The sequence below is a fragment of the Cobetia amphilecti genome (assembly GCF_020217465.1).
Classification (GTDB): Bacteria; Pseudomonadota; Gammaproteobacteria; order Pseudomonadales; family Halomonadaceae; genus Cobetia; species Cobetia amphilecti.
In genome coordinates, this window is sequence record NZ_CP084115.1 from 1,989,090 (window position 1) to 2,015,540 (window position 26,451).

Here is a 26,451-nt window from a genome sequence, read left to right on the forward strand (position 1 = left end):
GGAAGCGGACGGCATCGTGAATCTCGATAGTCAGTAGAGTTGGGAAACAGGAGCAGGGTATGCAGAGCCAGGGCGCGCCAGATGAGACCGGCGACAGGATTCGCAAAAGCAGGAGTCTAGCAACTTGAACTTTCTCGGTCATGCACGCCTGAGTCTGGCGGGCAGCGATAACTTCCTGTTTGGCAACCTGATTGCCGATGGCGTGCGCGGCAGTGACCTGAGCGGCTGGTCGACGGAGGTAGAGGCGGGCATCCGCTTTCACCGCCGCTGTGACGCGGTGATCGACGCTCATCCCGAGACACGCTGGTTGTTGACCCAGGTGCCGCCTTCGTCGCGACGTGTCGCCGGTATCGCCTTCGACATGATGTGGGATCACCTGCTGGCCGCCGAGATGCACGATGACGATATCGACCGCCTCTATCGCCTGCTGGCGCGTGAGGAGGTGCCGTCGCGCCTGTCGAGCCTGATCGAATGGATCCAGGTGCGCGATGCACTCAGGCGCTATCAGGAGCTGGAGTTCACGCTCGCGACCATTGCCAGCATCGGCGAGCGTATGACGGCCAGACGCCGCTTGCGCCAGACAAGTGATACTCGCAATGGAAGGCATACGCACAAGGTGGGCAATTTGGATGCAGGCACCAATCCGCTGGCGGACATGACGCCGTGGCTGGCGGATAACCGCGCGATGCTCGAGGACAGCTTCGCGCGGTTGTGGCCGGACATGTTGGCATTGCGCCAGCCGGCCTAAGTAGACGTGTTTTTGTCAATCAGCGCTGAAGGGGGCGGGCATTCTCTCCGCCTTGCCATTCATGGTAGGCGTCGATCTGTGCTTGGGAGGCTTCGATCGGCGTCTGCATGACAAACCAGGTGACGGGCTCAGAGCATGGCGGGGTGGTAAGCGAGCCGGAGTACTGCCAGCCGGCATGTTCGCGTGGCAGCAGCAGGTTGGCAGACAGGCCGCTTGTCAGGGTCTCGGAGAGGCCGCGCTGGGGCAGACGGCTCAACAGGCGGCTGAGGGCCAGGTTGTCATGCCCTTCCTCGACCAGTACGGCCAGCACGGCCAGCTTGCCTTCCGGCGTGCTGTGCACCAGATGAATTTCCATGGCGGCACGCTTGCCGTCGATGGCGTGCTCTGACGGCACATGCAGGTGCACCTGCGACAGGGTGTACTGGGTGCCATCCAGCGTCATGGTATTGCCGCTGGCCCCTTCGATCTGCAGGGTGTGGCCCGTATCGCGCGTGACGAGCAGCGGCGAATGGTAGTCGAGTTTCGGGCCCGCTTCATTCAGCGTGCGTGACTGGCTGTCGATATCGATCGGCGACTGCTGGCTGCCGACCGAGCACTCGGCATAGCCCGGGGTGAGCTCTCCCCAATGCTCGGGGCCATTGGCTCCGGCGTTGGTGTCATCCGCGGATTCACTCGCATAGCTCCATTCGGTGACCGACGTGCCCGGCGCAGGCGACGTGGCAATGTCATCGGCGAGTGCCGGCAAGGATGACGACGTGGTGGCAAGCAGCACAGCCATGGCAAGTGGGCGTAACAGCGCGTGGGGCGACGAGGAAGAGGCTGGCATTGAGTTGTCCTTGCTCAAGAGTCCGTAACCGATCAGTGTCCTGAGCCGCCGTAGGCAGTCAGAACTCAGATGAATGAAGGCAGTCAGTGTGCCGGACTCAGGGGCGAGGTCAAGATGACGCTGGAGTGTCACTAGGGTGTCGCATTCCAGCGTCAGTTGTCGTGACAGTTATCGCGTCAGTAGTCACGACAGTTGTAAAGACAGTTGTCAAAACAGGGAGGGGGGAGCGGTGTCAGCGCTCGAGCCACAGGCATTCCACGCTGTCGCCGTGGTTGAGCTGTGCATGGGGCGGAATCACGGCCAGTGCCTGAGCACCGGCGCAGGAGGAGAGTACCGCCGAGTTCTGGTCCGGGAAGGCATGTGCCTCAAGCTGTCCATCACTGCCGGTGGCCAAGGTGACACGCAGATGGTCCTGACGGATGGCGGTGCGGGCTGAGAAGGCCGCGCGTACCGTGAGACGTTTCAGCTCGCGCAATGCAGAGCAGTCGGTCATCTCGCCCAGTAGCGGACGAAGGAACAACCAGCCACCGACCCAGCTGGAGACCGGATTGCCCGGCAGGCCCACGACACGCACCGTGTCACCCCGGGGGCTGTTGATACTCCCCAGCGCCAGCGGTTTACCCGGTTTGATGGCCAGGCGCCACAGATCCAGACTGCCGAGCGCCTCGATGGCGGGGCGGACGTGGTCTTCCTCGCCGACGCTGACCCCACCGCAGGTGACGATCAGGTCAGCCTGTTGCGCCGCCGAAGCGAGAGCATCACGGGTGGCCTCGAAGGTATCGGCCACATTGAGTGGCGCCAGCACCACCTCAGCCCCGAAGTTGCTGAGCATCTGGCTGAGCATCACGCGATTGGAATTGTAGATCTGGCCGGGCTTGAGCGGCTGGCCGGGTTCGATCAGTTCATCGCCGGTCGCGAACAAGGCCACTCGTACCTTGCGGCGCACCAGCACGTGACTTGCCCCCTGGCCACACAGCAGGCCCAGCGCGGCAGCGTCCAGTCGTGTGCCCGCCGCGAGCAATCGATTGCCCTTGCTGACATCCCGGCCTTGAACGCGAATGTTGTCGCCGCGGGTGCGAGGCCCGGGCAGCCAGGCCAGAGTGGTGCCACCTTCGCCTTCACGCAGTGTCACCTCTTCCTGCATGACCACCACGTCACCGCCGTCTGGGATTTCCGCTCCGGTGAACAGGCGCGCACAACTCGCCACGGCCAGCGGCGTGGCAGGCTGGCCTGCCGCGATACGCTGACTGATCGGCAGCCAGGCACCGTCACCGATGTCCGCCACCCGGGCGCAGTAACCATCCATCTGGGAGTTGTCGGCAGGCGGCACGTCAAGCTCGGCATGCACGTCCTCGGCGAGCACACGTCCGGCGGCGTCACTGACTGCCACGCGCTCGGCTGGCATCAGCGGGCAGCTGTCACGTAGCGCTGCGAGTGCACTGGCCAGGGGCGCCAGCCCCTTGGCGCCGGCAGGCACGGCGTCGCAGCCACATTCTGCCGCCGCGGAAGGCGACGGCTGGGAATGCGGGTCTTTACTGGCGTCAGTGGGCATGGGTTCCGCGCTCCGGAATCACCAGGTTGGCGAAGTTGCAGGGGCGGTGACGGCTGTCGAGCTGCTCCTTGAGGATGCCGTTCCAGGCCGTCTTGCAGGCGCCGGTGGAGCCGGGCAGACAGAACACCACGGTACGGTTGGCCAGCCCTCCCAGACAGCGGCTCTGGATCGTCGAGCTGCCGACTTCCTGGTGTGAAAGCTGACGGAAGAGTTCGCCGAAGCCCTGGATTTCCTTGTCGAGCAGCACGCGAATGGCTTCCGGTGTGGAATCACGCCCGGTGAAGCCTGTGCCGCCCGTCGTCAGGATGACCTGCACGGCCGGGTCCGCGATCCACTCGCTGACCACGGCGCGCAGTTGGTAGACGTCATCGGGCACGATGCGCTTTTCATGCAGGCTGTGGCCAGCCGCCGTCAGGTTGTCGACCAGGGCGTCGCCGGAGCGGTCATTCTCTGCGGTGCGTGTATCCGAGACGGTCAATACCGCGATGGTGAGGCCGATCTGTTCGTCATTGCCGCTCATGATCAGTCCTTCTTGCCTTGTTGACGTGCCTCGAGCGCTGCCAGCTGCTCAGGTGTCGCCTTGGCCTGGTGATGTGTCTTCCACTCGGAATAGGGCATGCCGTAGACATGCTCGCGCGCCGCATCGTAATCGAAGCTCACGCCGCGCTCCTCGCCAGCGGCCATCAGCCACTTGGACAGGCAGTTGCGGCAGAAGTCGGCGAGGATCATCAGATCGATATTCTGGACATCCTTGTTGTCATCCAGATGCTTGAGCAGACGACGGAACGCGGCCGCTTCCAGCTCGGTGCGGGTCTGTTCGTCCAGTTGGCTCAGGTCTTGTACGGCTTGAGGGGTCGGGTCGCTCATCGAATTCTCCTGAGAAGGCGCAGCCAAGCGCCAGCCTTCATGCTGTCGGGGTGCCTGGTGGGCCCAGGCGGGATATCTGAAACTTTACGCAACTAATGCAGAGCTGTGAACCAGTGCTGCACGCCTGTGGTTTGGTCTGTGGTTTGGCAGACGGATTGGCAGGCGGGTTGGCCGGTGGAACGCCAGTGGGTGGCAGAGTCGCGAAAGAGTGTGCGCGGGCAAGCGAGAGAGCAGGCGCTGGCAAGCGAAAACGCCCGGCAGGCGAACCTGACCGGGCGTATCTTCACTCATCCAGCGGATGTCTGACGCCGCGCTAATTCGGACGTTGCTGACGTGCCAGGCTATCGTCAGGTGCCGTGGCGGGGTCTGCTGCCGGGTCTGCCGCTTCGGCCTGCTTGACCTCGTCGTACCACAGATTGTGGTGCTGCTTGGCCCAAGTCTCATCGACGTAACCGGTCTTCATGCCCTCGAAGGCACCCTCGGTACCAGCGGTGCCGATATAGATGTGGCCGAAGGACACCGCGATCAGCATCAGCGAGGCGATGCCGTGGAAGACATTGGCCCACTGCATGTTGTCACGCGTCTGGCCGAAGATCGGGAAGTCCAGTACCAGCCCGCTGGCAATCACTACCAGGCCGACCGTCGCCAGAATCCAGTACCAGGCCTTTTCTCCACCATTGGCGAAGCCGGCGTCCGGATGCTTGCCCTTCATCATGCCGCCACCCTGACGGAACCAGTCAAGGTCATGCTTTTTGGGAAGATTGAGCTTCAGCCACTTGGCCAGCACCAGGATCAGCATGATCGAGAACAGGGGCCCCACATAGTTGTGGATCACCTTGGTCGCCATGATCATGTTGGCCCAGAACACATCCCCGAATACATTGCGGAACACGAACTTGCCCCACAGCAGATTGATGCCGGTGATGGCCAGCGTCAGGAACAGCGTCGCCAGCGTCCAGTGCATGGCGCGCTCCAGTGCCGTCCAGCGCAGCATCAGCTTGCCGCTGCGCGGATGGTCCAGATTGTTGCGTCCCACCAGCAGGTAGAAGATCACCAGCACGGCCAGCATGCCACCCAGTGCGATCAGGCCGCCCGGTGAGATCCAGCGATTGCGGATCTGACGCCAGGTCTCGCCGCTCTGGTTGATCAGGCTGTAGTTGGAGTCATGTCGGCTGTCTATGGAGTTGCCCCCATTCTTGACCTGCCGCCAGGTATCGGCGTCCACCGTGCCGACCGCCTGACCGATCTCGCCGTCAGGGTTCGCGGCCAGTGCCTGAGGAGCCAGCCAGAGACTGGCCAGCATCAGGCACAGAAACATGGCGACCACGGTCAACCGTGAAGCTGTAAAGTGCGCGCGCATGTCGCCTCCTTACCCCTTGCGGGCTGCGTCGTAGGCCAGGTGGTCCGCCTGCTGAACGCTGCTGGTGGTCAGGTTGGCAGAGGTTTCCGGATGGCTGGCCTTGTCGACCGGCGACCAGGCGCCGTCTTCATGGCCCCGATAGACCACACGCTGACGGAAGATGTCGGAGACGGTCTCGGCATCGCCGGCCAGCAGGGCCTTGGTGGAGCACATCTCGGCGCACAGCGGCAGCTTGCCTTCGCTGATGCGGTTGGCACCGTACTTCTCGAACTCTTCTTCCGGGCTCTCGGCCGGGCCACCGGCGCAGAAGGTGCACTTGTCCATCTTGCCGCGCTCGCCGAAGGCGCCTTGCTGCGGGAACTGCGGGGCGCCGAACGGGCAGGCGTACAGGCAGTAGCCGCAGCCGATGCAGATGTCCTTGTCGTGCAGGACGATACCGTCATCGGTCTTGTAGAAGCAGTCGGTGGGGCAGACCGCCATGCACGGCGCGTCATCGCAATGCATGCACGCCACCGAGATGGAGACTTCACTCGGCTTGCCGTCGTCCAGGGTCACCACGCGGCGACGCTGAACGCCCCATTCGGTCTCGTTGGCGTTCTTGCAGGCTGTCACGCAGCCATTGCACTCGATGCAGCGCTCTGCATCACACAAAAATTTCATCTGGGCCATGGTGCTTCTCCTTCACGGCCTGTCGCCGGGTTCCTCGGTCAACAGGCCGGATGATTCTGGTAACGGATACGTCCGATCGTGTCTTGCGCTGCGTCCGGGCCGCGTCATCGGGACGCGGCCGTCACTCGAGTCAGGCGAGGCTGACGCGGCTGACGCGGCACAAGGTGACCTTGGTTTCCTGCATCAGGGTCACGGGGTCGTAGCCGTAGGTGGTCGCGGTATTGGCCGATTCACCGAGCACATAGGGCACGGTACCTTCCGGATAGCGGGACTCGAGGGATTCGCCCTCGTAATGCCCACCGAAGTGGAAGGGCATGAAGACGACATCCGGGCCGACACGCTCGGTGACCATCGCCATCACCTTGACGCGGCCGCCCTCGGCGCCCTCGACCCAGACCATGTCGCCGTCCTTGATGCCCTGGTCATTGGCCAGTGCCGGATTGATCTCGACGAACATCTCCTGCTGCAGCTCGGCCAGCCACGGAATGGAACGTGTCTCTTCGCCACCCCCTTCGTATTCCACCAGGCGGCCCGAGGTCAGGGTGATCGGGTACTTGGCGCTGACGTCCTTCTCCTGGATGGAGGCGTAGAGCGTCGGCAGGCGATAGATGGACTCGGAATCCGGCCAGGTCGGGTAGTCCTTCACCAGGTCGCGACGCGCGGTATACAGCGGCTCGCGGTGCTTGGGGATCGGGTCCGGGAAGGTCCACACCAGGGCACGCGCCTTGGCGTTGCCATACGGCATGCAGCCATGCTTGATGCACACGCGCTGGATGCCGCCAGAGAGATCGGTCTTCCAGTTCTTGCCTTCCGCCGCCTGCTTTTCCTCGGCCGTCAGGTCATCCCACCAGCCCAGCTGCTTGAGCAGCTTGTCGGTGAATTCCGGATAGCCATCCTCGATCTCGGCGCCCTTGGACCAGGAGCCTTCCGCGAGGATGTTGGTGCCGTTGTGCTCCACGCCATAACGCGCGCGGAAGTTGCCGCCACCCTCGGCCACCGTCTTGGAGGTGTCATACAGGATGGGCGAGCCCGGGTGACCCATCTCCGGCGTGCCCCAGCACGGCCAGGGCAGGCCGTAGAAGTCGCCGTTGGCCGGGCCGCCACGGGCCTTGAGCGTCTCGAAGTCGAAGGTGTGCCAGTTCTGCTGGTGAGCCTTCAGGCGTTCAGGGCTCTGGGCGGTGTAACCCACCGTCCACATGCCGGCATTGAACTCGCGCGTGATGTCCTCGACGACGGGCACGCTGCCCTCGACCTTGATGTTGCGGAACAGCTCGTCGGCGAAGCCCAGCTTGCGAGACAGCAGGTACATGATCTCGTGGTCAGGCTTGGACTCGAACATCGGCTCGATGACCTGATCGCGCCACTGCAGGGAGCGGCTTGAGTTGGTCACGCTGCCGGTGGTCTCGAACTGGGTCGCGGCCGGCAGCAGGTAGACGCCGTCGGTACGGTCGTGCATGACGGCGGCGATGGTCGGGTAGGGGTCGACCACCACCATCATGTCCAGCTTGGCCATCGCCTTCTTCATCTCCGGCCCGCGGGTCTGGGAGTTGACGGCATGACCCCAGTAGAACATCGCCTTGAGCGCGGTGCGCTGGGAGATGCGGTCCGGGTTCTCGAGCACGCCATCGACCCAGCGCGAGACGGTGATGCCGTTGGTGTGCATCGGCTTGCCGTCGTGATATTCGGTCTGGTCGTAGCGGTTCTGGATCCATTCGTAATCGACGTTCCAGACCTTGGACCAGTGCTTCCACGCGCCTTCTGAGAGGCCGTAGTAGCCCGGCAGGGAGTGGGACATCAGGCCCAGATCCGTGGCGCCCTGGACGTTGTCGTGGCCACGGAAGATGTTGGCGCCGCCACCGGACTTGCCGATGTTGCCCAGCGCCAGTTCCAGGATGCAGTAGGCGCGGGTGTTGTTGTTGCCGGTGGTGTGCTGGGTGCCGCCCATGCACCACACGACGCTGCCCGGACGGTTCTGGGACAGCCGGCGCGCGACGTCGAGCATGTCGGCCTCGGCTACGCCGGTGATGCGCTCGACTTCCGCCGGCGGGAACTTGGCGACTTCGGCACGCACTTCATCCATGCCGTAGACACGCTGCTGGATGTAGGCCTCATCTTCCCAGCCGTTCTCGAAGATGTGCCACAGCAGGCCCCAGATGTAGGCGACATCGGTACCCGGACGCAGGCGCACGTACTTGTTGGCCTTGGCGGCGGTCCGCGTGAAGCGCGGATCGACGACGATGATCTCGGCGTTGGAGCGCTCCTTGGCCAGCAGGATGTGCTGCATGGCCACCGGATGCGCTTCGGACGGGTTGGAACCGATGAACAGGATCGAACGACAGTTGTGCATGTCGTTGAAGGAGTTGGTCATCGCCCCGTAGCCCCAGGTATTCGCGACCCCGGCCACCGTGGTGGAGTGGCAGATACGCGCCTGGTGATCGACGTTGTTGGTGCCGAACAGGGCCGCGAACTTGCGCATCAGGTAGGCCTGTTCATTGCTGAACTTGGCCGAGCCCAGCCAGTAGATGCTATCGGGGCCGTGCTCCTTGGTGAGCTCGAGCACCTTGTCGCCGACTTCCTCGATGGCCTGCTCCCAGGAGAGCTTCTTCCACTTGCCACCTTCGAGCTTCATCGGGTACTTGAGGCGACGGTCAGAGTGACCATGCTCACGCAGCGATGCGCCCTTGGCGCAGTGCGCGCCACGGTTGAAGGGGTGATCGAAGGCGGGTTCCTGCTTGGTCCAGACACCTTCCTGGACCTCGGCATAGACGCCGCAGCCCACGGAGCAGTGTGAGCAGATGGTGCGCTTCGTCTCGACCGGCGCATCAGACACTTCGGTCTTGGCTTCGGCGCGTTTCATCATCGGGGCGGCCATGAAGCTCGCGGCGGCAAGGCCGCCGGTGGCGACACCGCTGCGTTTCAGGAACTGGCGGCGGTTGATGCCGAGTCCTGAGGTCTCTTTGGCAGAGGGGGTGGGGGTCAGTCGCATGACATCATCTCTCCTCGTCACCCGAATCATTGCCCGGGCCGCGTGAGCGGGTCAGGGGGCAATGTCGGGAGCGGCGGTCTTTCAGATCAGGGGCAGTCCTGATCCGTGCCGACTTGTCACTGTCGATGGCGGGCGGAAACCTCTCCGCGCTGCCCGTTGTTCAGGCCGCTGGCCGCGCGCATGGCGCAGGCTCGGGGCACTGTCTGTCTAGCATTCAGTCACGCAGCGTGGCGTAGAAGGCCTTGACGTGATCACTCTCGCGATAGTTGTCACTGCCCTTGTCCTTGACGGGGGCCTCTGGCGCGGCCTGGTCCGGAATCACGGCACCGGCCAATGACCCTGCTGCGGCAACCCCTACGGTGCTGGCGCCCAGTACACGCAGGAATTTGCGGCGCCCCTGGCGCGCCTGGTTATGGCTGTCTTTTGCGTCATCAGTCTTCATGCTGATCTCCTGTCGGCAATGCTGCTGGGTGATGCGAGATGGATAGCGTTGCAGTCTCGAATGTTGCTTCACGTCATGCGTGACATCAGTGTCTTGCGTCGGGCGCCACACTGGCTGGCGTGACGAGCTGGACGGCCTCGGCCGTCACCTGCACGCCAGAGTTGTTTTCGGTCGCCGCATGCAGCGGGATCGAGTCACCGAGGTTCAGGCGCTCTGCCCGCAGGAAGGCCTGCCCCAGGTAGCCGACGGCGGCATAGAAGGGGCTCTCGCGTCCCGCGAGGTCGGCGCAGCAGCGCTCGCCCCAGCTGGCCACATGGCGGCGGAAGAAATTGACCTGCTCGCCGGGCACCTCATCGATCAGCATGGCCATCACCTCGCACAGTGCGCCGAGGTGATCCTCGGGCTCATGCACATCGCTCTGGCGTTCGAAGCCGAGACGTTTCAGGTCCTGGCGCAGGGCGACCAGCGGCATTTCCATCAGCGAGCCGGTGAGGTACCAGCTGGCGTAGGGCACTACCTCGCCCTGCACCACGCCTACCAGGCTCTGGAAGAAGTCGTCTTCCAGACGGCGCGAGTCGCTGACGCGGGCGGCCAATGACAGCGACGCCAGCGCGCGCGGCAGTTGTTGCTCGGCGGCCCCGGGCAGGCTGATTGCGTCATGGTCGAGTTCGGCCAGAAAGTCGATCAGTTCCGCATCCGGTGCCGCGCGCAATAGCCGCGCCAGCAGCCGGTAGAGGTCGGCGCGCAATGCCTGCTGTTCTTCACTATGGCTTATCAGAGAGTCGGCCGCAGTGGTGTCAGGTGCACGATCGTCAGTCCCACCTGCTGCAAAGTCGTCGGGAGTCGACGTGGGTGATGTCATTGGCTCAAACCTTGAGTTGGGCATCGGGATTGCGTGCCATTTCGTGCCAGATGTCCTTGACGCGGCAATCGCTGCACATCTTCAGGCGCAGTGCGCCATCGCCCTGGAAGTAGGCATGCGAGGCCAGTTTGGTCTGCATCGCCGTGATGGTGGCGGTGGAGCCGAACGGCGTGCCGCAGCTGATGCAGGGGAAGGGCACATCCTGCTTGATCAGCTGCGGTTCGCGCCGCACGTCGGGCTGCGGGGCAAAGCCAGGCGTCAGGGTGATGACCTGCTCTGGGCATGCCTGCTCGCACAGGCCACACTGCACGCAGTCACCTTGAGTGAAGGATAGTGCAGGCGACGTGCGATTGGCCGAGAGGGCGCTGGTCGGGCAGACGGCGACGCAGCCCTGACACAGCGTGCAGTTGTCGCTGTCGACGTTCACCACGCCGAAGGGCGCGCCTGTCGGCACGGCGACGCTGTCCTGCGCCAGGTCCGCGACCGACAGGGTCGCCAGGTGATCGAGCACCCGATTGAGGCGTTCGCGCTTGCCGGGGCGTGCCTGCGGCTGACCCAGCAGCCAGTCACGGGCGATCGGCTGGCTGGGCTGCTGCTCTTCTTCACTGTCCGCGCCCGGTGCCAGAGCGACACACAGCGGCGTGATCAGGGGTAGGGCTTCAGTCTCGTAGCTATCCATTTGTGGCAGGGGGGATGGCAAAGAGACGAAGCGAATGCGCGGCTCGCCACTGTCCGCATTGGCAAGCCCCATGCTGTCGAGCAGGGTCAGTGCCAGGCGACGTTCGCTATCGAGCTGCTGGTGCTGGCCTGCGGGCAGGTCGTGGGGCAGTTCGACGATGACCTGCGTCGCGCCGAGTGCGAGAGCGGCCAGCCACTCGTCGTGCCCGGTGGCGGAGATTTCCTCGAGGGTGATATCGAGGCAGCGCTCTTGGTCGACACTCGCCAGGGCAGTCTGCGAGGCAGGGGATTGCTCCAGGCGATAGCGCAGCAGCGGGTAGAGGCCACCGCCATCCTGATAGCGCTCCAGCAGGCGCTGGATCTGCTCCATGCGCTGCTCGGCCGGGGGCTGGGTGAAGCTCAGCGCGCCGGTCGGGCAGGCGCTGACGCAGCTGGCCGCGCCGTGGCACAGGTAAGGGTCGATCTCGATATGCGCATTGCGACGACCGGCCACCGAGAAGATGGCATCGGCGCTGCACGACGACAGGCAACGCGTACAGCCGATATTGCCGGCACTGGAGTGCGCGCAGGTATCGAGATTGACGGTCACGTAATTCGGTTTGTCGAAGTTGCCGATCAGACCCGCGAACTGCATGGCCCAGGCGGTCAGCTGTGACAGTGATTCCTGAGAGGCCTCAGCATCGGCGACCAGCTGATCCAGCTCGGCGATGACGTCCGCGCCGGCTTGCAGATAGCCGGGCGGTGGCAGTTCCGCCTGGTTGAGCGGCTGGCTGGACAGGTCGGCGATCAGGTCGAAATGGGTCGCGCTGCCAGCACCTTGCGGCACCAGCGCGGCAGCCAGATTGACGCCATCACTGGCAAGGCTGAACTGGCCGAGGTGACCGCTCAGCGCGAGCATGTCACGCGGGGCACTGTGCACAGGCAGCGACTCACTGGCGGCGAGATGCTGTTCATCCATCGTCACCAGCGCACTGTTGTCCTGCTCACTGATCAATAGTGCCAGCGGCAGCTGAGCGGTGGCCGGCAGGCGGGACAGCAGACTCGCCAGTGCTCGCACTCGTGCTTCGCTGCCGATGATCACGGTGCGTCCCTGACTGTGATAGCGGATGGGGGCGCTACCGGCATCCGTCGCCAACAGCGGCAGACTTGAGGCAGGCGAGCCACCCATGGCGGATGACAGGGCGCGTTGGCGTGCTTGTTGATTGAGGGCGCGCTGAGCGCTCTCGAGGCTTGAGCTGAGCATCCTCATCCTTATTCGGTCGTGGCGGACCTTGCATGCAAGCTGCCGTCAGGTGGCAGGCGGATGATGCAGGTCCCGGTCGTCGCTGATTCTCGCGGTCTCTCGCGGTCAGAGCCGGGTCGGCGATCGACAGTCGTTCAGTGGGGGATTCATGACAGGCCAACCATCTTTGCATGCTGTTGATGACATTGCCGTTTTCACGCCCGGCGAGAAGAGGGGCGCGGTCAGGTCGCGCAGGCACTCATCAGCGCAGGCGGTTGACGCCAGTCATCATCTTCAAGGGTTGGCATGTCATGCTGAATCTTGCATGTGCGTTGCAGTCAGTGCGCCTTGATGAGGCGCGTCAGGGTGACCCATGAGGCATCAGGATGACCTCGGTCAGACGTATCCGGCTTACTCGTGGGTCATAATGACGCATGTTGATTGTGCGGTGCGTCATCCTGACGCCTTGGCGCTGGAGGCGTCTGTGGGGCCAGCCCCGGCTCACGGCTTGTGGCGGACGCCGCCGACATCATCTGACGCGGGAGCTGGCTCGCGCGAGTCTTCTGCTCGTATCGCTTGCGGGTCAGGCGACTCGACTATCTCGTCGCTGGGCGTCGCGTGTGACTCGCCCACTGGCGCCTCACCGTCAGGCGCCTGCTCAGCGATCTGGTCGTCTGTCTCCTGCGCCGTATCCGCCTGGGGTGTCTCGCTTGCCTCACCGAGCTTTTCCAGGCCTTCTTCGACCTTGCGGGTCCAGCTGCGCAGCGTGTCGGCGACACCTTCGGCGAGCGGGCGCATCTGGGAGAAGTCCTGGTCGTAGTCATCCAGCCCATCGCGCACCGAGTGCTCGCCCCCCATGAAGATGCGTCGCAGCGCACGCTGGCGTAGCGCCGGGTCCACGCCGCTCTGCATGAAGGCGCTGATGTCGGCGTCTGGGGTCAGGGTGTCCGGGTCTGGCAGCTCGATGACTGGCACTTCAGCGTTGTCAGCGTCTGCTGCCTGCTGATCGCTCTCGGCGGTTGCCTGCTCTGCTGCCTGCTCTGCTGCCGAGGAGGGGCTATCGCCGCTCAGGGATTCGTGCTGCGAGCCGCGCGCTGCAGGGGTGTCAGCGCTACTTTCAGAGGCGACTCCCACCTGTGACGGCGGAAGGCTGTCGGCTTTACTCACCTCGGTGCTGTCCGGCTGTGACAGTTGGTCTTCACGGCGGCTGTCGCCTTGCTTGCGGCGTGACCAGCGCGAGAACAGCCCTTCATGGGCAGGGCTTGCGTTGTCGTCGTGCTGGCTCATGACGTGCTTTCCGTACCATCACCGGGCTGATGAGTCTTGTTGGGCGTCACGGCGTGCTGCTCTGCCTGACTGGCGCGCCCGGCGCCCTTGCGTTTCTTCTTCTTGCCTTCGTCGAGTCGTTCGCCGTGACGCGCGAGGTAGGCTTCCAGCCACACCATCAAGGCCGGGGGCATCGGCACATCCAGCACCAGCTGGTCGCCATCCATCCAATGCGATGCTACCTCCTGACAGGCCGTCACCACGCGGGGCTGCATGCCGTCGGCTTCACGCTCATCGCATTGGACGAACAGGCGCGGCTGCTCGCAGCGCAGGTTGTAGCGGTAATCGGTGCGCTCGGTGAGGTGAAGCTGCAGCGGCAGGATGCGGCGATGCGCTACTTCATCAGCGGCGGCAGGCTCCGCTACGTGCGATTCCGTCTCTGGCGTTGCAGAGGGCGAGAGGTCGGCAATCCGCCAGGTGTCGATGCTGAAACGCCCCAGTTTCTGCGTGGTGGGCGCCAGGGTGACGCTCAACCAGCGGGTGTCGTCACTGCGGGGAGGGATGGATTCAGACATGGCTTCCTTGTTCACTGCTGTACCCGCAAGCGGGTCTGAAAAGAATGCTGCGATGGTGCTGGTGTGCAAGATACATGCCGGCGCATGCGATATCAGGGTTACCGTCAGTCAGTGCGGGGACAGCTCTGCCATCAGACTGGTACTCTACGGCGATTCAGCGCAAGAATTGCCATTCCAACCGGCTCGATCAGGGAGACCCGAGTTCATGATGCCCTCTGCACGGCCAGCGATCAGTCGCGCCACACTACCCACTACGCTGGACATCGAAGTCATGGATGAGCGCGGTGAGCGCCATCAGCAGTCCATTGCCGCCGAGCGCTCGCTGACCATCTATCTCAATCGTCGCGAGATCGTCACCTTGATGACCCTGGGTGCCGAACCTGAGGCGCTGGTGGCCGGTTATCTGCGCAATCAGGGACTGCTGGGTGAGCTTGAGGACCTCGAAGCGCTGCAGGTGGATTGGGAAGTCGAGAGCGCCTCGGTGGTGACGCGTCATCTACCCGAGGATATCGAGCAGCGCCTCGGCAAGCGCACCGTGACTACCGGCTGTGGGCAGGGCACGGTATTCGGCAATCTGCTGGAGCGCCAATCACTGGCTGCGCTGGATGCAGGCCCCTTCAGTCAGGCCCTGTTGTATCGCCTGCTGGAGGCGCTGGCGGCGCACAACGCGACTTATCGCAAGGCCGGCGCGGTTCACGGCTGCGCCCTGTGTCGGGATGATGAAGTGCTGGCGTTCATCGAGGATGTCGGCCGCCACAACGCCGTCGATACGCTGGCGGGGCTGAGCTGGTTGGCGCCCCTGAGTGATGATGCCAGTGATTATCAGGGGGCCAACATCTTCTACACTACCGGTCGTCTGACTTCCGAGATGGTACTGAAGGTGGCTCAGGCGGGGGTCTCGGTGCTGGTCTCGCGTTCCGGCGTCACGCAGAAGGGAGTGGAGCTGGCGGAACGCTTTGGCGTGCTGTTGATCGCGCGCGCCAAGGGGCGCCACTTCCAGGCGGTGGACCCTGCCGGGCGGCTGGTGCTGGATGCCATCCCGCCGCTGCGTGCCGGCGACGCTCTCAAATCATCGCGCCATGACGCGTCAGGCAAGCCATCTTCAGCAGACGGCGCAGCCGGACATGACAAGGGGGCGCAGTGATGAGTCGTCTTTCTTCGCCGCTGGGCGTCATACCCTCACAGGGCTTTTCCTCTGAACTCGGCGCACCTTCGGGCGGCTCTACCGCTGAGTCTTCAGGCGAGGCCCTGAATGCGGCCACCGGCCGGCAGGCTCCGGTTCCCCACGACAACCCCTTTCTGACGGTGCAGGAAGTCGCGCGCCTTCTGCACCTCAACGAGAAGAAGATCTATCAGCTGGCCAGTGACGGCACCATGCCGGCGACCAAGGTGACCGGCAAGTGGCTCTTTCCGCGGCGCCTGGTGGAGCAATGGATTCTCGAGTCCAGCCATCATGGTGTGCTGGCGGATCGCCTGATGATCACCGGCAGTGATGACCCGCTGCTGGCCGCGCTCTCCATGCGTCTCAATCAGCAGCATGCCGGTAGCGCCTTCTATGGCATGAGCGTCACCGGCACGCGTCTGGGGCTTGATCTGCTCAGCCAGGGGCGTGCTGACGTCTGCGCCATTCACTGGGGGCGCGCGGAGGAGGCGGCGCTGCGTCATCCGGCGCTGATTCGCGGCCATGATGGCTATCGTCAGTGGGTGATGGTGCGGCTTGCGCGCCGTACCCAGGGGCTGATCATCCGCAATGATGATCGCCATCTGTCCATCGACCCCAGCGGCCTTTTCGGTTCGCAGCGGCGTTGGGCGGTGCGACAGGAGGGGGCAGGTTCGCAGCGCTTCCTGCAGGAGTGGCTGTCCGGCCATCAGATGCGTGCCGAGCAGCTCAACACCCTGGCGATCGCCTATTCCGAGCGTGAGGTGGCCTCGATGGTGGCGCGCGGCGAGGTGGATGTCGGCCCCGGTACGCTGTCGGCCGCCAATGAGTTCGGCCTCGGCTTCGTGCCGGTCTGTGAAGAGGCCTTCGACCTGGTGGTACCGCGCAATGTCTACTTCCGCGATCTCTTCCAGGGGTTGCTGGACTATCTTGCCACACCGAATGGCATCCAGCTGGCGCAATCCCTCGGCGGCTATGATCTGCGCGAATGCGGTCAGTTGATCTGGCGCGGCGATGCCGCACAGCACGATTGAGACGCTCGGTATCGAGACGCTCTGTAATGAGACGCTCGATAAACTGAACACCCAGTGGATGCTGGCGGTCAGGACTCGGCGCAAGCCATGAGTGTCTTTGCGATATCCAGAAAAATCGCCCATTAGCGCATGGCTAGTGGGCGATTTTTTTATTTCGAGCTGACGGCGAGCATGGTCAAGCAAGTCATTGTTTTGAATGGACCGGCCAGGTGACGCTCGCGTTAAGGCAATCTTTGCGGTTTAGCTTCCTGCCAGTGCGTTACGTGGCTTGTCTCACTTCAACACAGCCCAGCTCACTTCAAATCAGATCAGCTCGGATCCGAATCATTGCGAGTGCACACCGACAGCACGATGGCATCTTCTTCGCTGGTAGAAACCAGAGCGTGCCCCATGTCGGAGTCGAAATAGATGCTGTCACCCTCACCCAGCGGCAAGGGTTCATAGAATTCCGAATAGAGCAGAATGCTGCCCGCCAAGACCATCAGGAACTCCTCGCCGTCGTGACGCACCCAGTCGGGGAAGTCATCGAAGCTGCGCGCACGCACGCGAGTCTTGAAAGGAATCATGCGTTTCTGCGCCAGCTGCCAGGACAGCAGCTCGTGCTCATAGGTCGGGGTCGGGTGTGACTTGCCATCACCGACGCGCGTCAGATCGCGACGCCCGAGTGTGCCACTCTGGCGCTTGGGCGGGCTCAGCAGCTGCGGCAGGTCGATGTTGAGACCATGAATCAGCTTCTGGACCGCCGTGAAGGTCGGCGAGATCTGCTCGTTCTCGATCTTGGACAATGTCGAGCGTGCCAGTCCCGTGCGCTGGCTGACATCTTCCAGCGTCCAGTGATGGGAGAGGCGGATCTGCTTCACGCGTTCGCCAAGCTTCAGGGGCTCAACGAAGGGTTTGCGACCGGAGGCGATCCGGACGGCGGCGTCCTTGTCTGTCGGTGTGCTCATGAGAGTGGCTTCGCTATGGGCGTGATATTGGCGGCGCACGACATCGGGTGTCGCAGCGCTGTCAGCTGGCGATAAAGTTTACTATCGGAAACTTTATCGCCAGCTTATCACAGCATGGCAAACGCGCATCATCCCGACACGTAGCCAACATGGCTGTCCGCGACATGGCTGTCTGTGACATGGCTGTTCGCGACACCGAAGGCTCGCTGGTGCTCCAATGATGCAGCGACAGGTTTCCTGGCTGCGGGAAACCTGTCGTGAGGTGTGGTGTGCGTCAGGGAAAAAGTCACCGGTGCGGGGGATGCCCAGCGCTAGAACAGTCGGGCACTAGAGCAGCCAGGCGCTAGAACAGCGGGTGATCACGCTCATCCTCGGCGGGCTTGGCAAGCGACGGCTGGACGCCGTCTGGTGTGCCAGAGGCGGAGCGGGGCGGGAGGGCATCCACGGTGGGAGGCGCGAGATCGAGCTGGTCTGGCTCGGGTTTGTTTGACTCGGGTCGCTCTGACATGGGGTGCTTAGAAGGACGATGGCCGCCGGCACGTGCCTCGAGGCCATCCTGCATCGGCAAGCCCGCCAGCGCCTTGAGATGCGCCTCGGTGCTGCGCCCCAGCGCCTCCAGGCAATACCCGCCCTCCAGCACGGAGACGATACGCCCGTGGCAGTGACGCCGCGCGACATCCATCGCCAGTAGGGTGACCCAGTAATAGTCGTCATCTTCCAGGCACAGTTCTGCCATCGGGTCTTCACGGTGCGCGTCAAAGCCCGCCGAGATCAGGATCAACTCCGGCTTGAAATCATCAAGCTTCTTCAGCCATTGGGCTTCAATGGCGCGCCGGAAGGCCAGTGAGCCGCTGCCTTCGCTCAGGGGCGTGTTGTGGATGTGCTCCCAGCGGCTCTCCAGGTAGCGCCACGGGTACATGGCGTCCTGAAAGGAGGAGCACACCAGCGTATCGGGGTCATGCTTGAAGATATCGACGGTGCCGTTGCCCTGGTGTACATCGAAATCGAGGATCGCGATCCGCTTCACGCCGTAATGCTGGCGGGCGTGCAGAGCGCCCACCGCCACGTTGTTGTAGAAGCAGAAGCCCATCGCATCGGCGCGTTCGGCATGGTGGCCCGGGGGGCGCACGGCGCAGAAGACGTTGTCGGCCTGATCACGCATCACCTGGTCGACCCCGCGTACCACCGCGCCGGCGGCCAGTCGCGCCGCGACCAGGCTATCGGCACACATCACGGTGTCTTCGTTGATGGTCAGCAGCTGCCCGGCCTGGGGCGGACATTTCTCCAACGCCTGCAGGTGGCGCATGGGGTGCACGCGCGCCAGCTGCTCAAGCGTTGCCGCTCGCGCACTGTATTGCTGGACATGCTGAATCACGCCGCTCAGCGCCAGCTGACGCTCGATGGCCTGCAGACGCAGTGGGCTCTCGGGATGGGTGGGGCCCATGAAATGCTGACCGCAGTCGCGATGGGATATGTAGGAGGTGATCATCGGCATGCCTGCGTGAGTGTGCGGGTCATAATGGTCTGCACCATGACGTAACAGTAAGAGTCGTCAATGGCATGAGCCAGTCGCCGATGGTCTACCTTGTTTCACGCATGAAGGGCGCGAGGATGGCTGTTCAGACCTGCGCTTTCGCGGCATGCTGCTCATATCGCGCTGACGAGGCGCAACCGCTGACAGGACAAGCCTATGGGAACGCGATTTCTGCGCAATTTCTTCGAGCCCGCCAGTATCGTGGTGATCGGCGCCTCGGAAAAGCCGCATTCACTGGGCGGGCAGGTACTGCGCAATCTGCTTGAAGGGGGCTTCAAGGGCGCCCTGACGGTGGTCAACCCCAAGGGATATGAGACGGTGCATGGCGTGGCGTGCGTCAAGCGGGTCAGTGAGCTAGAGCAGGTGCCGGACCTGGCCATTCTGTGCTCACCGCCGGATACCTTGCCGCGTGTGGTCGAGAAGCTGGGCCGGCGCGGCGTCAAGGCGGCGCTGCTGATTTCGGGAGGTGTCGCGCCGACACCGGTCAGCTCGCTGGCCCGCGTCACCGGCAAGGGGCTTGAGATGCTGTCACGCCGCGACGGGCTGAACTTCACTGCCCCGCGTCTGCCGGGCATTCACAGGTCCACTACGGGCAAGCCAGGCCCCGAACCCTCCGTCACCGAGGCGTCGTCTTTGGATGAGGCCGGCGAGCCTGCCGCGCCGAGCGCCGAGCGCTACCCGCGGATCGCCGACAGCACGGACGACGTGCTGGATGCCTCGCAGGCACGAGAGCCGGGTGTCGAAGTCCCGCGTATCCACCGTGATCAGGAAAGCCTCAACAGTCGGTTGCTCAAGGCCGCCCGAGGCAGTGGGATTCGCCTGCTCGGGCCGGAATGCATGGGCATCTGCGTGCCAAATCGGCACCTGAATGCCTCCTTCAGCGGGCAGCCAGTGGCCAAGGGCAAGGTCGCCTATCTCGGCCAGTCGGGGATGCTGGGCAATGCGATGATCGACTGGGCGGCAGGGCGCGGCATCGGCTTCTCGCATCTGGTGACCCTGGGCGACAGCGTCGATGTGATGCTGCCCGATCTGATCGACTATCTGAACCAGTACGGGCCGTCGCAGGCCTTGCTGTTGCACCTGGAGCGCATTCACGACCCGATGCACTTCATGACCGCGCTGCGCGAGGCGTCCCGCAATCGGCTGGTGCTGGCGATCAAGAGTGGCCGTACCCCGGAAGCCGACCTGTTCGGCACACATGTCACACGTGGCGTGCCCAATCGCGACCGGATCGTCGATGTTGCCCTCGCGCGTGCCGGGGTGGTGCGCGTCAATGACAGCGAAGACATGTTCGATGCGCTGGAGACGCTGAATCGCATGAAGCCGTTGCGCGGTGATCGGCTGGCGATCGTCTCCAATGGGTTGGGCCCGGCCTTGCTGGCCATCGACAAGCTGATGGCGGGTGGCGGCAAGCTGGCCGAGCTGAGCGAGGAGAGCCGCCAGGCGCTGCTCAAGGCCGAGCTGGATGTCAGCCTGCCGGGGCGCAATCCGGTGGATCTGGGCGGCAATGCCACGCCGGAAGATTTCCTGGCCGCGGTCAACATCGTGGCCAATGACCGTGGCGTGGACGCCGTGCTGGTCGTGCATGCGCCGACACGCCTTGCTCCCTCACGGGCAACGGCCGAGGCCCTGGTGGCGCATCGCAAGCAATTCCGACGCAACCTGCTGACCAGCTGGATGGGGCTCGAGCAGGCGCTTTCAGCCCGCCATGAATGCCATCTGGCCGGCATTCCGACCTATCTGTCGCCGGAGAAGGGCGTCAAGGCCTTCTTGCAGATGGTCGATTACCACCGTGTGCAGACACTGTTGCAGCAGACGCCGCCGAGCCTGGCCTTCTCGACCAGTGCCGAGATCCGCGCCCGCGCCCATGATCTGGTGCACAGTGCGCGGCGTGCCGGCCGTGAATGGTTGACCCACTCGGAAACGGCGCAGGTGCTCGATACCTACGGCATCGCGACCGCGCCCAGTCGCTATGTGCTCGACGCCGCCGAAGGCGCGCGCGCCATCGTCGAATTGCAGCGATCTGCCACGGATGACGACAAGCCTTCTCGCCAGGGCCCCTATGCGCTGCGCGTGGTGCATGAACACAACAGCCAGCCGTTCCGCTATCGCCGCTACCCACAGCGGCTGTCTTCCGGCGTGGTGCAGGACCTTTCCGGTCCGGAGGATATCGCGCTGGCGATTCGCCGCATCACCCAGAAGGTGGCGGAGGGCGATGCCGAGCGTGGCCGCGGTGACCACGAGCGCACGCGCATTCATGAGTTCTGCCTGCAGCCGATGCAGCGTGGCAAACACTCGCTGCAGTTGAGCGCAGGCATCACGCGCGATGACGAATTCGGCCCGGTGATCGTGTTCGGTATCGGCGGTTACAAGGTCAATGTGCTGGCGGACCGCCAGGTGGCCTTGCCGCCCCTCAACATGACACTGGCGCGTGAGCTGATCTCGCGCAGCCATGCCTCCCGCCTGATCGCCGAGCACTCGCCGGACCCGGAGCGCGATTTCGAGCGCGTCAGCACGCTGTTGATCAAGCTCTCACAGTTGGCATCGGATTTGCGTGACATAAGAGGGTTGGAAATCAATCCGTTGTTGCTCAATCGCGAGGAGGCCGTGGCAGTGGACTTCGCGCTGGATCTCGGCAAACCGGCCCGTTTCGCGATCATGCCGTATCCGGAGGAGCTGCGTGAATGGGTGTCGCTGGACAATGGCATGCACGTCGAGGTTCGCCCGATACGCGGCGAGGATGCGCCCTTGATCACGGCCTTCCATGCGCGGCTATCCGAGGAGAGCATTCGTTTCCGCTACTTCCACCACAAGGCGGCGCTGACTCAGCGAGATCTCGCGTTGCTCGCCCAGATCAATTACGACCGCCAGATGGCCTTCATCGCCGAGCGTGAAGTGGAAGCCCAGTCAGGTGAGTCGCCGCAGCGCGAGATGCTGGGGGTGGTGCGGGTATGGAATGACCCGGACAACATTCGCACCGAATTCTCCGTCATCATCCGTGATGACATGCAAGGCGAGGGGATCGGCAGTCTGCTGATGGAGAAGATGCTGCGCTATTGCCGCTCGCTGGGCACGCTGGAGATGGTCGGCAAGATCATGATCGACAACCACCCGATGCGCGCCCTGATGAAGCACCTCGGTTTCACCTGCCGCTACAACATGGAGGAGCAGGTCATCGATGCCAGCATCCGTCTCAACGAGCCAGTCAGTGATTGGCAGCGCCTGAGGCTGGAAGCCGAGGCCTGATGCGCCTTGATGGTGCAAGGGCCTGTTGATAGGCGTGTGCCTGGGCTTGTTGATAGGCGTGTGCGGGGGGTGTTCAAGGGCGCGTGCGCGGGCTTGCCAGGCGGTTCTCGGCAACACGCAATGCGTCAGGGAATGGAGAGCAATAGACCAATAACAACATGCAATGTCGTGATTCAGGGAGGTATCAGCAGAAGCGTCAAGGGCATACCACCTTGGTCGTATAAGCGTCTGTTCGTGTTTGAGCGCTTATCAATAAAACTGTATTGTAATTACAAATATAAGAATCCTTTATGGATAATGGCGCAGGGGATGACACAGTATTCTGTCAGCAGGTCGGCAAGCGATGCTTGCGGCCAGATTGCGCGATGTCAGCGGCAGGGCGAGCCATTCTCCCTGCCGGATTGAGTGCGTAATTGACAGAATCCGTGGATATTTCCTGCCCGCTGACGACAGGAAAGCCAATGACTGACACTCGCGACGTGAAGATTCGAGTGCGCAATCTGAGCAAGGTGTTCGGCAATCAGCCCGACAAGGCGCTCAAATTGCGTGATGAGGGCATGAAACGCCCCGAGATTCTCGAGAAGACTGGCCAGACGTTGGGGCTTTCCAACGTGGACTTTGATGTGATGGAAGGCGAGTTGCTGGTCATCATGGGGTTGTCCGGTTCCGGAAAATCGACCCTGATCCGCTGCCTGAACCGGTTGATCGAACCGACGGAGGGCGAGATCCTCATCGACGGCGATGATGTCGCCAAGCTGGATGACAAGTCGCTGCTGCGCTGTCGTCGCAAGCATTTCTCGATGGTGTTCCAGAATTTCGCGCTCTTCCCGCACCGCACCGTGCAGCAGAATGCCGAGTTCGGGCTTGAGGTGCGCGGCGAGGAGAAGGAAGTCTGTTATCAGCGCGGTCGCGATGCGCTCAAGCAGGTCGGCCTTGATGGCTGGGAAGATGCCTACCCCAGCCAGCTCTCCGGCGGCATGCAACAACGTGTCGGCCTGGCGCGAGCGCTGGCCAACGACTCCACGGTGCTGTTGATGGATGAGGCCTTCTCGGCGCTTGATCCCCTGATCCGCAAGGACATGCAGCAGGAATTGCTGGCGCTGCAACACAAGATGAAGAAGACCACCATCTTCATCACCCACGATCTTGATGAAGCCCTCTCCATCGGCGACCGCATCATCCTGCTCAAGGATGGCGAGATCGTGCAGATCGGCTCCCCCGAAAGCATCCTCACTTCCCCGGCCAATGATTATGTGGCGCGCTTCGTCGAAGGCGTCGACATGTCGCGCATCCTCACTGCCCGCTCGGCGATGACCGATGTCCGTGCCACCGCACGCGATGATGATGGCCCGCGCACGGCGCTGCGCAAGATGGGCGACAACGGCCTCGATAGCCTGTTCGTGGTGCGTCGTGATCGCACTGTGCTCGGGATCATCACCGCCGAGGATACCGAACGTGCCGTGCGCGAGAATCTCACCGATCTCTCGAGCATCATCCACTCCGATTGCTGTCAGGTCTCGCCGGAAGAACCGCTGCACAACCTGTTCGCGATGTTTGCCGGTCATCACCATCCGCTGGCGGTGGTCGATGAGCAATCCCGCCTGTTGGGCGTGGTGATCAAAGGGTCCGTACTCGCGGAACTGGCGGAAGCAGGGGAGGCACACGCATGAGCGACGCAACCGGTTTTACCATCCCGAAGATAGAGCTGGGTGACTGGATCGAGACGGGGCTTGATTACCTGACGACCAACTACTCCAGCATCACGCGCGGCATCTCCAAGTTCACCGAGACCGGCATCGACGTCCTGAACGATGCGCTGATGTGGCTGCCCGAGTGGGCGCTGATCGCCCTGGTGACGCTGCTGTGCTGGCGGCTGGCCGGCACGCGCCTGGCCATCGGTTCCGTACTGGGGCTGGGACTGATCTGGAACCTGGATCTGTGGGACCCGATGATCGAATCGCTGACCCTGGTGGTGATCGCCACCCTGGTCGCCGTGGTCATCGCGGTACCGCTGGGGATACTGGCGGCACTCTCTGACCGCTTCTACAAGGTCATCATGCCGGTGCTGGATTTCATGCAGACGATGCCGGCCTTCGTCTACCTGATCCCGGCGATCCCCTTCTTCGGCATCGGCTCGGTCTCCGCTATCTTCGCCACCGTGATCTTCTCGATGCCGCCAGCGATTCGCTTCACCACGCTGGGCATTCGTCAGGTGCCCAATGACCTGATCGAAGCCGCCGATGCCTTCGGCGCCACCCGCAGCCAGAAGCTCTTCAAGCTGCAGCTGCCGCTTTCCCTGCCCACCGTGATGGCCGGCATCAACCAGACCATCATGCTGGCACTGTCGATGGTGGTGATCGCGGCCATGATCGGCGCCGATGGCCTGGGGAATGAGGTCTGGAAAGCCATCCAGCGCCTGCGTCCGGGAGATGGTTTCGAAGCGGGCATCGCGGTGGTCATCCTGGCCATGCTGCTCGACCGCCTGACCCAGACCTTCAGCAAGGAAAAGAAGCCCCGTTCATGAGGGGATTCACCAGCGGCCTCCGTGTATTGCCTGGCCCATGCGGAGGCCGCCTCGAGCACTTCCATACCCGACTCAACGTTTGGCCGTCGACACACGTTTTTCGACAGACGTGCTTCGATAAACAATGAGTAAATTCGAATAAAGGGGAAAATGATGAACAAGCAAGATGCCTCCCACACTACCTTGAACGTCACCGCGAAGATGAATGCCGCCACCAAGGCATTGCTGCTCGGCGCTGTCATGTCCTCCTCACTGGCCGGGGCAAGCGCCGTGTATGCCGCCGGTGACAAGGGCGATGTGACGCTGGCCTACGTCGAATGGTCCTCTGAAGTCGCCTCCACCAATGTGGTCAAGGCGGTGCTCGAATCACAGGGCTACAACGTCGAACTCAAGGCGCTGTCTGCGGCGGCGATGTTCCAGGCAGTCGCCTTCGGCGATGCCGACGGCATGGTCGGTGCGTGGCTCCCCACCACCCACGAAGACTACATGGCCAAGATCGCCGACAAGGTCGACGACCTGGGCGTCAACCTCGAAGGCACCAAGCTCGGGCTGGTCGTGCCGTCCTACAGCAAGCTCGAGACCATCGACGACATCAAGACCCACGCCGAGGATATCGATGAGCGCATCGTCGGCATCGAGCCGGGCGCAGGTCTGACGCGTCTGACCGAGCAGGTGCTGGAGGACTACGATCTCGAGGACATCGACCTGACCACCGGCAGCGGTGCGACCATGACCGCCGCGCTGAGCAATGCGATCAAGGGTGAGCGTGAGATCGTCGTCACCGGCTGGACGCCGCATTGGATGTTCGCCCGCTGGGACCTCAAGTATCTGGATGACCCGAAGGGCGTCTACGGCGGTGCCGAGGAGATTCACACCCTGGCGCGTAAGGGGCTCGAGGAAGACATGCCGGAGGTCTACGCGATTCTCGACAACTTCGCCTGGACCCCGGCTGACATGGGCGAAGTGATGCTCAACAACCAAGAAGACGACGCTGACCCCTACGAAACCGCCAAGGCGTGGGTGGAAAGCCATCAGGATATCGTCAAGGAATGGCTGCCGGCCGCGGCTGAGTGATGCCTGACGCATGACTCGCTGAGTCATGAATGACGAAACGCCCCCACAGGGTCTCCTGTGGGGGCGTTTCGTTGTGTGCCTGCAAATGACGCGTCGCTCACCCCGGGCGAGCGGGAGCGGAATGGCTCAGAACGGACTGGCTTAGCCTGACCTGATCAGAACGGGCGGGCTCAGAAAGGACAGGGACTGCGCACTTCCATGCGCTCACCACTCACCGGGTGATCGAAGCTGATCATCTCGGCATGCAGCATCAGGCGCTCGGCCATGAAGAAGGCCTCATCCGTCGCATAGAGGTCGCAGCCCAGGATCGGGTGGCCGATCTGCTGGCTATGGATGCGCAACTGATGCGTGCGACCTGACACCGGCGTGAACTCGACTCGCGTGCGCGCCGGATTCTCCAGGCGCTCGATGACGCGGAAATCGCTGATGGCGGTCTTGCCGGTCTCGTGGCAGATCTTCTGCAGCGGGAACTGGTCGACGTCCTTGGCGATGGGCAGCGAGATGCGCCCGCTGTCCTCCTCCAGATGGCCATGCAGGATCGCGGTGTAGGACTTGCCGATGTTGCGGTCCTGAAACTGGTGGGTCAGGTTGCCGTTGGCCGGCTTGTTGAGCGCGACCAGCATGATGCCGGAGGTGCCGAAATCGAGCCGGTGCAGCAGCTTGGCGCTGGGGTATTCCTTGACCAGGCGATGATGCAGCGAATCCAGATTGAGCGGATGCTTGCCGGAAAGGCTGAGCAGGCCACTGGGCTTGTGGATCAGCAGGATGTCATCGTCGGCGTACAGCACCGCGTAGGTTTCGTGGCAGACGGGAACGATGAACGGGTCGGCTTGTGGCTGCATAAGGGCTCGTCAGTGACATCAAGGAGGGCGGGGCGAAA

General features: G+C 63.1%; 21 protein-coding genes and 1 pseudogene. 7 read left to right on the plus strand and 15 right to left on the minus strand.

Features of this window, described 5'->3' with window-relative positions; all coding sequences use genetic code 11:
- Positions 1-124: 124 nt before the first annotated feature.
- Positions 125-748, plus strand: a complete 624-nt coding sequence (locus tag LCW13_RS08505; RefSeq protein WP_225348060.1) for an ACP phosphodiesterase — start codon at positions 125-127, stop codon at positions 746-748.
- 19 nt (positions 749-767) lie between these two features.
- Here the strand turns inward: LCW13_RS08505 and LCW13_RS08510 are convergent, their stop codons facing one another.
- The 12 genes from LCW13_RS08510 to LCW13_RS08565 all read right to left on the minus strand — a co-directional run bounded on the left by LCW13_RS08510 (position 768) and on the right by LCW13_RS08565 (position 14,053).
- Positions 768-1,574 (minus strand): carbonic anhydrase, encoded by an 807-nt coding sequence (locus tag LCW13_RS08510; protein ID WP_153635721.1) that lies wholly within the window; start codon positions 1,572-1,574, stop codon positions 768-770.
- 232 nt (positions 1,575-1,806) lie between these two features.
- Positions 1,807-3,126, minus strand: coding sequence for a molybdopterin molybdotransferase MoeA (locus LCW13_RS08515; protein ID WP_153635722.1), 1,320 nt, complete (start codon positions 3,124-3,126; stop codon positions 1,807-1,809).
- Positions 3,116-3,646, minus strand: coding sequence for a molybdenum cofactor biosynthesis protein B (gene moaB, locus LCW13_RS08520; protein WP_054556718.1), 531 nt, complete (start codon positions 3,644-3,646; stop codon positions 3,116-3,118). The genes LCW13_RS08515 and moaB overlap by 11 nt, the downstream gene beginning before the upstream one ends.
- A gap of 2 nt (positions 3,647-3,648) precedes the next feature.
- Entirely contained in the window at positions 3,649-3,993 is a 345-nt protein-coding gene (locus tag LCW13_RS08525) for a DUF1244 domain-containing protein (protein WP_054556717.1), read from the minus strand.
- A gap of 313 nt (positions 3,994-4,306) precedes the next feature.
- Positions 4,307-5,353: a formate dehydrogenase subunit gamma gene (locus tag LCW13_RS08530; protein WP_153635723.1), complete on the minus strand. Its 1,047-nt coding sequence runs from the start codon at positions 5,351-5,353 to the stop codon at positions 4,307-4,309.
- Between the two features lie 9 nt (positions 5,354-5,362).
- Complete coding sequence (fdh3B, locus tag LCW13_RS08535) at positions 5,363-6,022, minus strand: formate dehydrogenase FDH3 subunit beta (RefSeq protein WP_043333544.1); 660 nt, start codon at positions 6,020-6,022, stop codon at positions 5,363-5,365.
- Between the two features lie 130 nt (positions 6,023-6,152).
- On the minus strand, positions 6,153-9,008 hold the full coding sequence (locus LCW13_RS08540) for a molybdopterin-dependent oxidoreductase (protein WP_225348061.1): 2,856 nt from the start codon (positions 9,006-9,008) through the stop codon (positions 6,153-6,155).
- A gap of 214 nt (positions 9,009-9,222) precedes the next feature.
- Positions 9,223-9,450 carry a twin-arginine translocation pathway signal gene (locus tag LCW13_RS08545; protein ID WP_153635725.1) on the minus strand — a complete coding sequence of 76 codons (228 nt, stop codon included), beginning with the start codon at positions 9,448-9,450 and terminating at the stop codon, positions 9,223-9,225.
- An 85-nt stretch (positions 9,451-9,535) separates the two neighbouring features.
- Complete coding sequence (locus LCW13_RS08550) at positions 9,536-10,312, minus strand: TorD/DmsD family molecular chaperone (protein ID WP_153635726.1); 777 nt, start codon at positions 10,310-10,312, stop codon at positions 9,536-9,538.
- A 4-nt stretch (positions 10,313-10,316) separates the two neighbouring features.
- The gene (locus tag LCW13_RS08555; protein WP_172978662.1) at positions 10,317-12,233 is read right to left on the minus strand and encodes a 4Fe-4S dicluster domain-containing protein; all 1,917 of its coding nucleotides are present in this window, start codon (positions 12,231-12,233) and stop codon (positions 10,317-10,319) included.
- A gap of 480 nt (positions 12,234-12,713) precedes the next feature.
- On the minus strand, positions 12,714-13,499 hold the full coding sequence (locus tag LCW13_RS08560) for a DUF3306 domain-containing protein (protein ID WP_153635728.1): 786 nt from the start codon (positions 13,497-13,499) through the stop codon (positions 12,714-12,716).
- A complete protein-coding gene (locus LCW13_RS08565; protein ID WP_153635729.1) occupies positions 13,496-14,053 on the minus strand; it encodes a DUF3305 domain-containing protein in 558 nt (185 codons plus the stop codon). The genes LCW13_RS08560 and LCW13_RS08565 overlap by 4 nt, the downstream gene beginning before the upstream one ends.
- Positions 14,054-14,261: 208 nt before the next feature.
- On the opposite strand from LCW13_RS08565, the gene LCW13_RS08570 reads away from it, so the two are divergent.
- Both LCW13_RS08570 and LCW13_RS08575 read left to right on the plus strand, forming a co-directional pair.
- On the plus strand, positions 14,262-15,197 hold the full coding sequence (locus LCW13_RS08570; protein WP_225348131.1) for a formate dehydrogenase accessory sulfurtransferase FdhD: 936 nt from the start codon (positions 14,262-14,264) through the stop codon (positions 15,195-15,197).
- Positions 15,197-16,246 (plus strand): helix-turn-helix transcriptional regulator, encoded by a 1,050-nt coding sequence (locus tag LCW13_RS08575; protein WP_153635730.1) that lies wholly within the window; start codon positions 15,197-15,199, stop codon positions 16,244-16,246. The genes LCW13_RS08570 and LCW13_RS08575 overlap by 1 nt, the downstream gene beginning before the upstream one ends.
- Before the next feature lie 308 nt (positions 16,247-16,554).
- Here LCW13_RS08575 and LCW13_RS08580 read toward each other — a convergent pair whose 3' ends face one another.
- Positions 16,555-17,193 carry a helix-turn-helix domain-containing protein gene (locus LCW13_RS08580; RefSeq protein ID WP_054556712.1) on the minus strand — a complete coding sequence of 213 codons (639 nt, stop codon included), beginning with the start codon at positions 17,191-17,193 and terminating at the stop codon, positions 16,555-16,557.
- Between the two features lie 556 nt (positions 17,194-17,749).
- Positions 17,750-18,682 (minus strand): annotated as a pseudogene (locus LCW13_RS08585) (histone deacetylase family protein); the annotation flags it as partial.
- A 201-nt stretch (positions 18,683-18,883) separates the two neighbouring features.
- Here LCW13_RS08585 and LCW13_RS08590 point away from each other — a divergent pair.
- From LCW13_RS08590 to LCW13_RS08605, 4 genes are all read left to right on the plus strand, one after another.
- A complete protein-coding gene (locus LCW13_RS08590) occupies positions 18,884-21,973 on the plus strand; it encodes a bifunctional acetate--CoA ligase family protein/GNAT family N-acetyltransferase (protein WP_225348062.1) in 3,090 nt (1,029 codons plus the stop codon).
- 461 nt (positions 21,974-22,434) lie between these two features.
- Positions 22,435-23,643, plus strand: coding sequence for a quaternary amine ABC transporter ATP-binding protein (locus tag LCW13_RS08595; RefSeq protein WP_043333554.1), 1,209 nt, complete (start codon positions 22,435-22,437; stop codon positions 23,641-23,643).
- Positions 23,640-24,497 (plus strand): ABC transporter permease, encoded by an 858-nt coding sequence (locus tag LCW13_RS08600; protein ID WP_043333557.1) that lies wholly within the window; start codon positions 23,640-23,642, stop codon positions 24,495-24,497. Before LCW13_RS08595 ends, LCW13_RS08600 begins: the two co-directional genes overlap by 4 nt.
- Before the next feature lie 153 nt (positions 24,498-24,650).
- Positions 24,651-25,571 carry a glycine betaine ABC transporter substrate-binding protein gene (locus LCW13_RS08605; protein ID WP_225348063.1) on the plus strand — a complete coding sequence of 307 codons (921 nt, stop codon included), beginning with the start codon at positions 24,651-24,653 and terminating at the stop codon, positions 25,569-25,571.
- A gap of 170 nt (positions 25,572-25,741) precedes the next feature.
- Here LCW13_RS08605 and LCW13_RS08610 read toward each other — a convergent pair whose 3' ends face one another.
- Positions 25,742-26,413: an RluA family pseudouridine synthase gene (locus LCW13_RS08610; RefSeq protein ID WP_153635733.1), complete on the minus strand. Its 672-nt coding sequence runs from the start codon at positions 26,411-26,413 to the stop codon at positions 25,742-25,744.
- Positions 26,414-26,451: the final 38 nt, after the last annotated feature.